At 53.3% G+C, this 12,772-nt stretch carries 14 protein-coding genes, 1 pseudogene and 1 riboswitch; of the genes and pseudogenes, 4 read left to right on the top strand and 11 right to left on the bottom strand.

Translation table 11 applies throughout. The features are described 5' to 3' along the window. Window positions 1-4 precede the first annotated feature (4 nt). Genes ACYU87_RS11890 through ACYU87_RS11875 form a run of 4 tightly spaced genes read left to right on the top strand, consistent with a single transcriptional unit; the run spans window position 5 to window position 3,127 of the window. Complete coding sequence (locus ACYU87_RS11890; RefSeq protein WP_461134284.1) at window positions 5-1,018, top strand: threonine-phosphate decarboxylase; 1,014 nt, start codon at window positions 5-7, stop codon at window positions 1,016-1,018. Continuing rightward, window positions 1,006-1,953 carry an adenosylcobinamide-phosphate synthase CbiB gene (gene cbiB / locus ACYU87_RS11885; protein WP_461134283.1) on the top strand — a complete coding sequence of 316 codons (948 nt, stop codon included), beginning with the start codon at window positions 1,006-1,008 and terminating at the stop codon, window positions 1,951-1,953. The genes ACYU87_RS11890 and cbiB overlap by 13 nt, the downstream gene beginning before the upstream one ends. Further along, on the top strand, window positions 1,946-2,524 hold the full coding sequence (locus ACYU87_RS11880; RefSeq protein ID WP_461134282.1) for an AAA family ATPase: 579 nt from the start codon (window positions 1,946-1,948) through the stop codon (window positions 2,522-2,524). Before cbiB ends, ACYU87_RS11880 begins: the two co-directional genes overlap by 8 nt. A gap of 30 nt (window positions 2,525-2,554) precedes the next feature. Then, window positions 2,555-3,127 carry a nitroreductase family protein gene (locus ACYU87_RS11875; RefSeq protein WP_461134281.1) on the top strand — a complete coding sequence of 191 codons (573 nt, stop codon included), beginning with the start codon at window positions 2,555-2,557 and terminating at the stop codon, window positions 3,125-3,127. A 16-nt stretch (window positions 3,128-3,143) separates the two neighbouring features. On the opposite strand, the gene cobC is transcribed toward ACYU87_RS11875, so the two are convergent. The 11 genes and pseudogenes from cobC to ACYU87_RS11820 form a co-directional block, all read right to left on the bottom strand. Beyond that, the gene (gene cobC / locus ACYU87_RS11870) at window positions 3,144-3,668 is read right to left on the bottom strand and encodes an alpha-ribazole phosphatase (RefSeq protein ID WP_461134280.1); all 525 of its coding nucleotides are present in this window, start codon (window positions 3,666-3,668) and stop codon (window positions 3,144-3,146) included. Next, complete coding sequence (locus tag ACYU87_RS11865; RefSeq protein WP_461134279.1) at window positions 3,653-4,444, bottom strand: adenosylcobinamide-GDP ribazoletransferase; 792 nt, start codon at window positions 4,442-4,444, stop codon at window positions 3,653-3,655. The genes cobC and ACYU87_RS11865 overlap by 16 nt, the downstream gene beginning before the upstream one ends. After that, window positions 4,441-5,472, bottom strand: coding sequence for a nicotinate-nucleotide--dimethylbenzimidazole phosphoribosyltransferase (cobT, locus tag ACYU87_RS11860; protein ID WP_461134278.1), 1,032 nt, complete (start codon window positions 5,470-5,472; stop codon window positions 4,441-4,443). The genes ACYU87_RS11865 and cobT overlap by 4 nt, the downstream gene beginning before the upstream one ends. Window positions 5,473-5,497: 25 nt before the next feature. Next, a complete protein-coding gene (locus tag ACYU87_RS11855) occupies window positions 5,498-6,004 on the bottom strand; it encodes a bifunctional adenosylcobinamide kinase/adenosylcobinamide-phosphate guanylyltransferase (protein ID WP_461134277.1) in 507 nt (168 codons plus the stop codon). Window positions 6,005-6,016: 12 nt separating this feature from the next. Further along, the gene (locus ACYU87_RS11850; RefSeq protein ID WP_461134276.1) at window positions 6,017-6,595 is read right to left on the bottom strand and encodes a cob(I)yrinic acid a,c-diamide adenosyltransferase; all 579 of its coding nucleotides are present in this window, start codon (window positions 6,593-6,595) and stop codon (window positions 6,017-6,019) included. A 7-nt stretch (window positions 6,596-6,602) separates the two neighbouring features. After that, window positions 6,603-7,571: pseudogene (locus ACYU87_RS11845) on the bottom strand (ABC transporter ATP-binding protein); the annotation flags it as partial. A 74-nt stretch (window positions 7,572-7,645) separates the two neighbouring features. Continuing rightward, window positions 7,646-8,734: a FecCD family ABC transporter permease gene (locus ACYU87_RS11840; protein WP_461134275.1), complete on the bottom strand. Its 1,089-nt coding sequence runs from the start codon at window positions 8,732-8,734 to the stop codon at window positions 7,646-7,648. Then, complete coding sequence (locus ACYU87_RS11835; RefSeq protein WP_461134274.1) at window positions 8,734-9,933, bottom strand: ABC transporter substrate-binding protein; 1,200 nt, start codon at window positions 9,931-9,933, stop codon at window positions 8,734-8,736. The genes ACYU87_RS11840 and ACYU87_RS11835 overlap by 1 nt, the downstream gene beginning before the upstream one ends. Before the next feature lie 32 nt (window positions 9,934-9,965). Further along, window positions 9,966-10,171, bottom strand: a riboswitch (cobalamin riboswitch). Between the two features lie 205 nt (window positions 10,172-10,376). Further along, a complete protein-coding gene (locus ACYU87_RS11830) occupies window positions 10,377-10,865 on the bottom strand; it encodes a cupin domain-containing protein (protein ID WP_461134273.1) in 489 nt (162 codons plus the stop codon). 43 nt (window positions 10,866-10,908) lie between these two features. After that, window positions 10,909-11,631: a carboxymuconolactone decarboxylase family protein gene (locus tag ACYU87_RS11825; RefSeq protein ID WP_461134272.1), complete on the bottom strand. Its 723-nt coding sequence runs from the start codon at window positions 11,629-11,631 to the stop codon at window positions 10,909-10,911. Between the two features lie 80 nt (window positions 11,632-11,711). Further along, window positions 11,712-12,758, bottom strand: a complete 1,047-nt coding sequence (locus ACYU87_RS11820) for an alpha/beta hydrolase (protein ID WP_461134271.1) — start codon at window positions 12,756-12,758, stop codon at window positions 11,712-11,714. Window positions 12,759-12,772 lie beyond the last annotated feature (14 nt).

The following is a 12,772-nucleotide window of genomic DNA, read 5'->3' as shown; positions in this document are numbered from 1 at the left end:
TTTTATGCTGCATGGACACGGTGATGATGGCTACCAGTTTACCCAACCGGTAACCGCCGATTTTAGTACAAATGTCTGGTATGGTGGCGAGCCCGCCGGACTGAAAGAACACCTTTTCCACCAATGGGCATCGATCAACCGGTACCCGGAAGTAATAGCCGGGAGTCTGGCCCAACAGGCGGCTGATCACCACCAGCTTAGGGCCGAGCAAGTCATGATAAACAGCGGGACAACGGAAAGCATTTACCTGATTGCCCAGGCTTTTGCGGGCCGGAAAACGACCATCGTTGTGCCAGCCTTTGCGGAATATGAAGACGCCTGCCGGATGCACAACCACCAGCTTCTATTCCTCGACTGGGGTCAGTTGGCGGACTTGCCAGCCCTGACCACCGATCTGGTTTTTATCTGTAATCCCAACAACCCAACGGGAGCCCTGTTCGCGCAGGTAGCCAGCTGGATCGCCCGGAATCCGCAAACGATTTTTGTTGTTGATGAAGCGTTCATTGAGTTTACCCGGTGTTCGCCCTCGTTGATTCCTTCGCTGGATTACCATGCCAATCTGATCATTATGCGTTCGCTGACGAAAACGTACGCGATTCCGGGGCTTCGCTTAGGCTACGTTGTCAGTTCTCCCACAATGATTGCCCGCTTAAAAACCTGGAAGCAACCCTGGACGGTTAATGCACTGGCGCTGGAAGCGGGCCGGTTTATTTTTGAACAGTACGCCCATAGCCAGCCACCTATGAAGACGCTGCTCGAGGATGCTGCGGTGTTTCGACATGACCTGCACCACCTGGAGGGGCTTCGCGTCCATGACAGCCAAACGCATTTCTTTCTGGTAGAAACACAACGGGGAACAGCGGCTGAGTTGAAACAGTTTTTGATGACCAACTTCGGTTTCCTGATCCGGGATGCCAGTAATTTTCGGGGCCTGGGCGCGGGCCATTTTCGGCTGGCAACCCTGTTGCCCGAAAAAAACAAGGTATTGATTAATGCGCTGGCCACATGGAAAAACTAGCGCTGGTTACGGTGCCCCTGCTGCTTGGCTACTTGCTCGACCTGGTTGTCGGTGATCCTGAGCAGTGGCCCCACCCGATTCGGTTTTTTGGTACCCTCATTGCCAACGGAGAACGGGGATTGAATCGTAGATCAGCCCGGTTTCTGAAAGGGCTGGCCTTAACGGTTGGGTTGTGTGCAGGTACATATCTGTTTTTTGCCGGCTTGAACAGGCTCCTCATCAGCCTTCATCCCTGGCTGCTTATGTTCACGAATAGCCTGTGGGTATGGTACGGACTGGCAAACCGAAACCTGATTGTGGAGGGTCAGAACGTTTTCGCCGTACTGGACGCGAACGGGCTGGAAGCGGGCCGGAAACAGCTCTCCCGCATTGTCGGTCGTGATACCTCCCGCCTAAGTGTCCAGCAAATCCGGATTGCCGTGCTCGAAACGATGTCCGAAAACCTCAGCGATGGCGTCATTGCCCCCCTGTTTTTTTATGCGCTGGCGGGTGTTCCGGGTCTGATGACCTACAAAATGATCAATACTCTGGATTCGATGATCGGTTACCGGAGTGATCGTTATGAGCAGTTTGGCAAGTTTGCGGCCCGGCTGGACGATGTGGCAAATTTCATTCCCGCCCGACTGACGGCCCTGCTCATGGTCATCGTTTCGGGGAGTGTCCGGGGGGGGCAGTTTATGCTTCGGTATGGTCATCAGCACAAAAGCCCCAACGCCGGGTATCCGGAAGCAGCCCTGGCCGGTATTCTTGACTGCCGGTTCGGTGGTCCCAATGTGTACCACGGCGTGCTGGTCGATAAGCCCTTTATCGGTCAGCGCGAACGGATTATTGAATCCGGCGACATTGCCCGGGTCAGCCGAATCAACCACCTGACTTGTTTGTTAATGGTCATTGGCCTGCTTTGTATCTACCTGATTGTATCAGCTTATGCGTAAATTCATTATTTCAGGGGGGCCGGGGGCCGGAAAAAGTACCTTACTGAATGCGTTGCGAAAAACCGGCTTTTATTGCGTTGATGAAGCGTCACGTCAACTGATTCAACAGCAGGTAGCGGAGGGAAGCCCGTGTTTGCCTTGGATCGACTTAGCCTGTTTTGCCCGGCTGGCCCTGGAACGGATGGTGGCCGATTGTGAGCAGGTAACAGAAGCGACTAACGGTCAGCCCGCTTTTTTTGATCGGGGTGTTCCCGACATCATTGCGTATTTACAGGTCGGGGGTTTACCCATCGAGGAAAGGTATTACCGGGCCGTGGAGCAGTGTAATTACGCGCCACTTGTCTTTATGGCACCACCCTGGCAGGCCATCTATGTCAATGATGCGGAGCGGTGGCAGACATTTGCCGAAGCCACAATTCTTCACCAGGTACTGGTCGAGATCTATCAGTTGCTGGGCTTTACGATTATTGACCTTCCTACCGTTTCGGTCAATGAGCGGCTGACGTTTGTTCAGCGCGTTATTCAATCAGATCTTGCGGCAGGGGTGCCCCTGCCCGTAGCGTTACCTTAACCAGGTTTTGCCTTTAAACACGTTTTCAAAATGAATGCAATCGAAACAGTAAATCAGATTATCCGCACGCGTCGGAGTATTTTTCCGCCCGAATACATCGACAAAGAAATACCCCGCGACGTTATCGAGGCTATTCTCGAAAATGCCAATTTCGCTCCGACTCACCGCCTGACGCAGCCTTGGCGATTTACCATATTTCGGGGTGAAGGCCTGAAAAAATTAGCTGACTTCTTGGGTGAAACCTATCGTTCCCAGACCACGCCGGAATCGTTTTCGGAGGCTAAATACGAGGGCACGCGCAATAAAGTACTGAAGTCCTCCTGCGTGATTGCCATCAACATGGCCTTACATCCGGAGAAAGTACCCGAGTGGGAAGAGTTAGCCGCGGTTGCCAGCGCCGTTCAGAACATGTGGCTCACCGCCACGGCGCTGGACGTAGGCGCTTACTGGAGTACACCGGGAAACCTGACTGCCCTGGAGCACTTTCTCCACCTGGAACCCAATCAAAAATGCGTTGGCCTTTTCTTCATGGGCTACCATCAGGCAAAGGAAAAACCCGCCGTTCGTAAACCCATTGACGAAAAACTGACCTGGGTGGAATAACAGAGACAAAAAGCCACTAACGGGGGTGTAGTAAAAGGACATCCCCGTAGTCGACTTTGATTGTAAAGGCTTTGGCTAGAGGGAGTTGTCGGTCTTCGGCTGTAAGCAGGCGGATAACGCCCCCGTGGGTAACGACGGCGACCGATTTGTTTCTTTTTTGGATTAGTTCAGTCCAGAAAGCGGTAACCCGTTCGTTCATCTGAACCATACTTTCCCCGTTGGGCGTACGGACATTGACGAAATCAGCCATCCAGGCCTCCGACTCGTCCGGGTTGATGCTGTCCCAGGTTTTGCCCTCCCAATCGCCGAAATCCAGTTCCCAAAGGCGATCGTCGACCAAAAAAGTGGGGGTGAGTTGTTCCGCCAACTGAGTGCAACGTTGGGCGGGACTGGAGTAAACCGCATCGAATGGCACGGGAAGCTTCTGCCGGATGGCTACCATTTCGGTCAGGAAACTGCCTGCGAGGGCGACGTCTGTTCGGCCATAAATAAAGCCGGGCGTCACGTCTGGTGTTGTGTGTCGGATCAGGTAAATTTCCATACGACCGCTGTAATCAGATAGAACCCCACTTCACAAACCTGCTGGGTTGCGCCCAGACAATCGCCGGTGTACCCGCCTATCCATTTCGTAAAATAACGGCCCAGCCCGATTTTTAAGCCATACAGTCCGGGAACAACCAGAAGCAAAAGCGGCTGATGAGCCAGGTAGATGACCAGTGAAAGGGGTAACAAAGCCAGCAGGCCGGCAACCACCAGCGTATAGGGAGAATCCGGCCGGGCCACGGGTTTAGCTTTGCTGTCCATGTCTTCCCGAACGTACGTGTGCGTAAACAGGAACGTGATCGCCATGAATCGGCTCAGGGCATGCGCACTGATGAGCAGACAGACCAGGCGTTCCGGGTGGGCCAGCAGGCTTGGGCTGAGGGAAAGCAAAACACTCAACTTTAGGCCCAGCAGCAGCACAAGACCAACGACACCATACGTGCCGACCCGGCTATCTTTCATGATTGTCAGAATCTTGTCCTTCGTCCAGCCACCACCAAAGCCGTCGCAGACATCGGCAAACCCATCTTCGTGGAAAGCACCCGTTGTGAGTACCGACGCCGTCAGGGACAGCAACAAACCGGTGGCAGGGCCCAGCACGTAAGCCCCGATTAACCAGACCAACGCACTGATTGCCCCAACGATCCAGCCGACCAGGGGAAAATACCGCGTTGCCTGATTCAGGGCCGGTTCGTGGTAGCCAACCCAGGCAGGCACCGGCAGTCGGGTATAAAACTGAAGCGCCGTAAAAAAGAGCCGGAGTTCGTGCTTCATACGGGTTGACGACTGACGTTGGCACTTTCGAACGAAGCCATGTCATTCAGAAACGCGAGTGCACTTTGCAGAAGGGGAAAGGCCACCGCGCACCCGGTTCCTTCGCCCAGTCGCATGCCCAGATTCAGTAGCGGTTCGGCACCCAGTTCGCTTAACAAACGAGCATGCCCTTTCTCGTCTGACTGATGGCAAAAAATAGCCAGTTCGTTGACGGATGGCTCAAGTTGGGCGGCACACAGAAAAGCCACTGACGCAATAAACCCATCGACCAGTATTGTGATTCGCTGCCGGGCCGCTTCCAGAAAAGCTCCGCACATCATGGCAATCTCAAAGCCGCCTACGGCCTGTAATGCCGCCATTGGTGTCGAGCTGACCGATTCATGAAATGACAGGGCCTGTTGAAGCAAGTCCAGTTTACGCTGATATTGATCCTCGTCCAGCCCGGTGCCCCTGCCGACGCAATCGGCAATGGGAATGCCCAGCAGCTTACTCATCAGTACGGAAGCTGACGAGGTATTGCCAATGCCCATCTCGCCAAAACCGATGACATTGCAGCCGGTTTTCCGGATGGTCCGGACAATCTCAGTGCCTTTGCTCAGGCATTCCTCACACTCCCCGGAAGTCATGGCCGGCCCCCGTAAAAAACTTTGGGTACCGTACGCTATTTTGGCGTTAATCAGTTTCGGGTCTGGGCTAAAATTATGATCGACACCCGCATCGACCAGACAAAGATTGATGTTGTGTTGCCGGGTAAAGACGTTGATCGCGGCCCCGCCATTCAGAAAATTGAGCACCATCTGGTAGGTTACTTCTGACGGGTAAGCACTTACGCCTTCGCTGGCAATGCCATGGCTGGCCGCAAACACGACAATATGGGGCTGAACAAACCGGGGCGTCAGTGTCTGTTGATTCAGGGCTAGCTGGAGGGCCAGTTTTTCCAACTGGCCCAGCGCACCCAATGGTTTCGTCTTCGCGTTGATTTTTTCCTGGATTTGTTGATGAAGCGACGGCTGATCGAAGGGGGACATAGGGAGTAATTGCGTATGGCTACGTTTATTTTTTGAGATAGAGTGGTATGCCCGAAACCAGCAGGATCGCTTCGTTCGCCTGAGCGGCCACGTACTGGTTGGCCCACCCCTGCAAATCGGCAAACTTCCGCCCCACCTCCGTTTGCGCATGAACGCCCATGCCAATTTCATTGGAGATGATGATGAAAGTGCCCGGAAGCTGGTTCAGCCCATCTATTTCCAGTTTGAAGGCGGTTAAGGCCTGGTCGATGTTGTTGTCAAATGCCATGAATAGGTTCGTTAGCCAGAGCGTTACGCAGTCAATGACTACCACCTGGTTGGCGAGCGGAAGCGTATGAATGTCCCGTTCCGCTTCGATGGTTTTCCACTCAGGGCCACGTTCATCGCGGTGGCGTTGTACGCGTTGGCTAAACTCATCGTCCCAGATTTTGGCAGTTGCCACGTAAGTGGGCGACGCGCTGAGCGTCAGGGCATAGGCCTGCGCAAACCGACTCTTGCCACTTCGAACACCCCCCGTTACATAGTGAATCATGCTGAAAAACGGTTAGGCTTCTGCTTTAAAGCGCTTGTACAAAAACAGTTGCCATTTCTCCTCCGCGACACCCGCTTTGTCCATTTCAGCCCTGGCCAGCGTAAAAAACAAGTCCGACAGGCGGTTGATGTAAGCAGGAATGGCCTCGTGTACGTCATCGGTCTTACGAAGCGTAACCAGGCGACGTTCACCCCGGCGAATCTGAGTGCGGGCCACATGGCAGAGCGCCGAGATTTCGTTGCCCCCCGGTAGTAGAAAATAGTCGGATGGGGAGGTCATTGCGCTTTCCAGGTTGTCAATCCAGGTTTCGCAAAACTCGGCTCCGTCCTCAGGCATTGGGTTTTTATTCTCTTTTTTGGCGTCGGAAGGTCGGGCCAGGTGCGACATCATATCCATCATATCCTTCTGGATTTTTTGCAGATTTGCCTGCCAGCTATGGTCGGGTCCCAGTTTCACCCGAAGCAACCCAATGGTCGAGTTGGCTTCGTCCAAGGTGCCGATGCACTCAACCCGCACATCGTCTTTATCAACCCGGCTACCCCCAAACAGGCCCGTCGTACCTTTGTCTCCTTTTTTTGTGTAAATTTTCATTGTCTGATTAATTCGTGCTTATCGTTGACTTGGGTGTTAATGATTGAAGTGCATTCAACAGTTCTTCAATAGAGCGATGATCGTGCTGGATGCCGTTGATTCGGCTTGTCCAGCGGGCGATCCCGTTCTGGGTTGAAACCTGGAGTAAACAGCTTGCCCTGGTGTCGGGTCTAATGGAGAAGCCTTCCCGCTGCAACGCCCGCCGGGTCCAGAAAACAAGCTCATCATCACCACGCAGCTCAATGACGGGTCCTGCTTCTTCCTGATGAATGGTAAATGTTCCCGTCGATTTATCAAAGTAAAACCCACCTTTGTCGAAGGTAGAGGCAAAGGCACCCGTGAGTACCAGATCTTCCGGGGTGCCGGTTGCCAGTTGACCGGCTGGATCAAGTAACCACAACCGGTCGGCAGCCTGTAGGGCCAGGTCAAGTTCGTGGGTCGACAGCAAAATGGCTTTATTCAGTTGCCGGGTCAACCGATGGAGCAGGCGCATCATCTCAACCCGGTTGGGCAAGTCGAGGTGAGCCGTGGGTTCGTCGAGTAAAATCAGGTCGGTATTCTGGGCCAGGGCGCGGGCCAGCATAACTTTTTGCCGTTCACCATCGCTTAACTGGTACAACCGACGATGCTGGTAAATCAACGTATCGGTTGCCTCCAGTGCCTCCTGAATTTTATCCTGATCGTCTTTGGTCAGGCTGCCAAGCCAACCCGTGTAAGGCGTTCGGCCCAGGGCCACCAGCTCCCGTACCAGCAGGTTACCGGCGTCGACTCGTTCGGCCAGAACGAGGCTCAGTTTCTGGGCCAGCGCAACGGGCCCAACGGCCTGTAAATCCTGCCCCTGAACGGAAATTGTTCCGCTCAATATAGGCTGTAATCCTGCCAGGGTACGCATAAGCGTCGATTTTCCCGCTCCGTTAGGCCCCAACAAACAGACCAACTGGCCGGGGAACAAATCCACCGCCAGCGACTCTGCCACGATACGTTTCGGCTGGTTTCGGTTCTGATAACCAATGGTTAAGTCACGGGCTGTCAGGAAGGGTAGTGGTTCGCTCATGAGAAGGACGACCGAAGGTTGTTACGACGAACAATGATCCAGATCACTACGGGTGCGCCCAGCAGCGACGTAACAACGTTGATGGGGAGGATGGCCTGCGTTCCTGGTAGTTGGGCCAGGCCGTCGCACATCAACAGGAGGGTAGAACCAACCAGGCAGGTGGCCGGAATCAGAATTCGATGGTCGGAGGTATCCAGCAGGGAGCGGGTGATGTGAGGCACGGCAATGCCGACAAACCCGATGGGGCCACAAAAAGCGGTAATGCTACCCGTTAATAAACTCGTGCTCACCAGAATAAGTAATCGGCTGCGTCCTACTGTCAGCCCCATCGTGCGCGCATAGTTTTCACCCAGCAGCAGAACATTGAGCGCTTTTGACGAAGCAAAGGCCAGCAGCAACCCCAGCGTAACGACGCTGGCTAACACCGACAGATGCGTTTGAATGACGCCCCCCAACGAGCCAAACGTCCACATCAGGTACTCCTGAAGCTGTTCGGGCTGGCTGAAATACTGCCAGATGCTCACGACCGAAAGCGTAATGGTGCCAATCATTACCCCGACGATCAGCAAAATAATGTTGTCGCGCAGCCGACCCGCAATCGATAATACAACCAATAAAACCAGTGCGGAACCCAGAGAAGCCATAAACACCAGTAGCCAACTCCCCGAAAGGCCGAGCTGCCGGATGGCGTACAGACTGGCACTACCACCGCCCGATAGCATAACAACCGCGACGCCCAACCCCGCTCCGGCCGTAATGCCCAGTTCGGAGGGGCCTGCCAATGGGTTTTTGAATAAGGTCTGCATTTGCAGACCACTTACGGATAGGCCGCAGCCCACAATAACGGCCGTTATCGCTTTTGGTAACCGTATTTTCTGAACGATGTAAAGCCAATCGGTATGATCGGAACCCTGACCCGACACGATGCGGGCTACCTCGGAGATCGGAATTGATACTGACCCCAGGGCAATGTCCAGCAGAAAGAAAACGATTGCCAACCCGATCAATCCCACAAGCAGCAATCGACGCCGGAGCGGCCCCGGTTTCGCGAGCTGGTTATACGGTGGCGTAACGGGTATCTCCATTACTTCAGTTGCTTGTAGTAGACCAGTTCATGCTTCGGCAGTAAGTCAGGGTGCACAATTTTTATCAGATCCGCCAGGACAAGATGCGGATTGACAGCCCCCGATTCCCAGAAATCGTTAGATCCCCGGCTGTTTATCCGCTTGCCATAATTGAACACCTGCCCCAGCTTGAAGGCCTTGAAGTCTGCATAGCGGGCATCTTTCGCCAGAATATCCTGCTTCGAATTCACATCGCTGATCCCAACGTTTAGCCAGATATCGGCATCCAGCGCTACCGGGTAAACCGTTTCGAAATTGAGCGGTAAACTTCCTGTTGCTTTTCTGTCCGACCAGTGGTAACGGCCACCCGCGTCCAGAAAAAAGCGCGTCATGTAACTATCCCCATCGGGCACGAACCAGGCATCCTTTGAATTCATCCCGCTAAGAATACTTGGTTTTATCGCCACCGTACGGGTCAGTGCCGACAAGCGGTTGTATTCTTTTTCAACCTCGGCAAACTTCTTATTGACAAGGGTTTCTTTGTTGGTTAATGCCGCCATCAGTTTCACCCACTCAGCCCGACCCAGGGGTGTCGTTTCGACCCATTCCGAGTTGATCAAAACGGGAACGCCCGCATCCCGGAGGGTTCGATACCGATCCATGCGGGCCACAGGGCTACCCATGGCCATCAGCAAGTCCGGGTGCATGGTGATGAGCTGCTCTTCATTGATGGTTTGTCCCTGGCCCACTTCCTTGATTTTACCAGCCTTTATTCGCTCAATGACTTTTGGCGCAGAAACGTACTTCAGGTTTCCCAGGCCTACCAGCAACTCATCGGCTTCCAGAAAATCAATCAGACCCACGTGCATGGAAGACATAGCAACCAGACTTCGTAAGGGGATTTCGATAATCTGACCGGGTGTATAGCCCTTCGGATGAGGAGTTCCCCGCTGCACCAGGGCATACTGAACGGTATCGGATGTCTGCTCAAACGGGCTTATAATGGACAGGATTTTGTAATTGTTCACGTAGCGGATGGAGAATCCCCGGGCGTGGTGAATGGTTACCTGATCGACAAAATACGATTTTTGCGCCGTAGTCGATGCTGTTTGCTCAGTAAGGGTTGACGAGGTACTGCAACTTGAAGAGAGAAGAACCGGGAAAAGAGTAAACAAGGCAAGGCGATTCAGGACACCTTGTCTGACGTTGTTTTTTTGCATGTTGGTTACTTTACGCTTTTCTTCCGAAAGCTATGAGTCTATAGCTAAAGGCAGGTCTTCTGACTTCTCCCATTTTCGACGACCTTCCCATTCCGACAGGAACAGTGGCGTACACGGCCGAAAGTTTATCCGGAGTTACAGCAGCGGAGACTGTCGCGGAGTTTCACCGCATTCCCTTTTAAAACGGTCTGTTCATGCGCGATGGACAGACACCGTTACCTTTATGCAGCGCAAAGGTACGACAACCGAATGAAGCATACGGTATGTCAACATTTTTTCCGACGATACTGGCCTGTCTTCTTCCACGCAACCAGAATCCGTCTGGTCAACAGGCTTACAGGGGATTGTCAAGGTATAGGCAAAGGTGCGAGGCACCCATAGTGATCAATAGGTGAGGGGCTGTGCAGGAACACACAGGAAAATAGCTGAGTAGGTTTCAACAATTACTTCCTGATGTTGGTATACTCCTCATCCGTGACGGGCTTCATCCAGGTTACTCGACCTATAGTTGTGTTCGGCGTAACGGCCACTTGCATAAATCCGACGGTGGGGGAAGCGCCATGCCAATGGGGAACGTTTGGAGGACATTTCACCGCGTCGCCTTTCCTCAGGATTTGGATGGACTTTCCCTGCTCCTGATAGTAGCCAATGCCGCCCATTGCCAGCAGCACCTGTCCACCCGCGTGGCTATGCCAGTGCGAACGGGCACCCGGCTCGAAGGTTACGTAGCCTACCGGAATGTTGAAGGCACTGTCAGGCTCAATCAACTGCTGCACCCAAACGGTTCCGGTGAAGTTACTGGCCGGTGCTCGCTGTCCCTTCGGAAAAATAGCGTCGGTATCGGACCTGGTTTCCGTTTGGGCGTTTGCGCCTAAACGGGCTAAAATCACCAGCAAAATGGTAAATCGTAATGCGCTTGCGTTGTTCTTCATTCCGTTGTGTTAAAACGCTACTTTTTGCGTATTCCTGTGCGGCTTAATGCGTTGATGCGATTACCTGCGTCAGAACCGCCCGCCCGGCCTCGGCTTCCGCGGTACCGATACTCGTCCCGATCAGGTCAAATGCCTCTTTTAGTTGCGGTTCGGTCAGACCCACGTGCAAACAAATACCCAGGTGGCTTTGCAGCATGGGTTCGACACCACCGATGCTGGCAAGTACCGAAATGGTCGTTAGCTCCCGGTCGCTATAACTAAGCACATCGCGCTCAAACAGATCGGCAAACAGGTGTTCTTTGAGAAATACCTCGATTTCGGGACTGAAGGCCGCGTATCCTTTTTTAGGGCCGGTTTCCGGCTGACCAGTGAGTTGTTCGAGCGTTTTTTTGCCTCGCTCGTACTTCGACTCCCGGCTGGTGATCGGTGACGCTGTCCTACCCATTTTGTCAGTAATGCCTTTTTTCTTCCGCTCGTCCAGCACGGTCATCAGCGTTTGCAACCCTCGAATGCTCCGGGGAAATCCGCAATAGGCGTACAGATGCACCAGCACTTCCTTGATTTCATTGATCGTCAGCCCTGCATCCAGGCCCGTATGCAGGGCGGGTTGTAGTTTTTGCAGATCCCCTTTGGCGGTGAGGGCGGAGATGACAACAATGCGTTGCTGGTTTGGTGACAAGGTAGTTTGTTGATTCATCTGATTTTGAGCGTTAAGCTGAGTAGAGATGAACCAGCTGACGATCATACCGAAGAAAGCAATACGCATACGTTTGGTGGAGAATAGGGTAGTTACAATCGGAATGAAAGCTCGTTAATCCAGCTTATTCTCCTTCAAAAATTTAGCCATCAGATCCGCGATCTGGATGTTGTTGAGATCGGAAAACGGGTATTGCCCTTGATGCCGATTTCAGGCAGGTGCACGACCTGCGCATGGCCCCCGTGCTTGTTGACGGTCGCGGCCCAAAGCCTTGCCATCTCCAGTCCGGCCCGCCAATGGTCTTTGTTCCACACGGTCGTTGGCTGGTCAGCAATGTTGTCGCCGTAATAGATGATGATCGGAATTTTGGTGAGCTTCGTAAAATCCGACAGGGGTATCTCAACGCCTTTCAATTCGCCAAACAGGCTGGTCGACTGGATGGGTTTGGGTAACTCGCCCGCCGGAAAAACAAAACTGCTGAAGGGTTCGTAGGCGACAACGGCCTTCACGTTTTCGTTTTTTATCGCCGTAAACCAGCCAACCCCTCCTCCCTGCGAATGGGTAATGAGGATACCTCCGCCAATTCGATCGACTAGTTTCGAACACGCCTTGGAGACAACAGTCGCGTCGAAAGCCCCCGTATTGGGCGTCATCTGCCGAAAAAACTGCTCCAGCGAAGCGGTATCTTTCGGAAACTGACTACCAGCAAAATAATCGGGATAGTTGCCAATCCGGAACTGCGTAAACCAGAACTGTTCATCCGGCGTAGGCGTAATCGTTGTCGAAACCAGACTCTTTCCGGCTTCGCCCCGCCTGGGCTGATCCAGTAAATAAACCCCAAAACCCCGGCGGAGAAAGATCGTCTGAAAGCCTTCCCGTCCATCGGGGGCCGATTCCCACGTTTTTTTGGATTCGGCGGCCCCGTGCAGAAAGACCAGCGGGTATTTACGGGGATTGGGCGGAATCTGATAAAACACATAGGCGTGATCGCCGTGCAAGGTTTGCCCCTGGGGTTTCAGGGCATTCGTCAGCTCAAATTTACCGGGCTCGGTTAGGCTGGTTCCGCCAACCAGGAAACTACCCTGTTGTTGTAGGGTCAACAAACCCGTTTGCCGGCTTGTGCGATTCATGGCACAAGCCGATACGAGCAGGGTTAGGCCGGTAAGCAGCAACACGCTGAATTTCTGTTGTTTCATGCCGTTAATTTACT

It is taken from the genome of Spirosoma lituiforme, from assembly GCF_054776635.1.
This window is presented reverse-complemented; position numbering and strand designations above follow the sequence as displayed.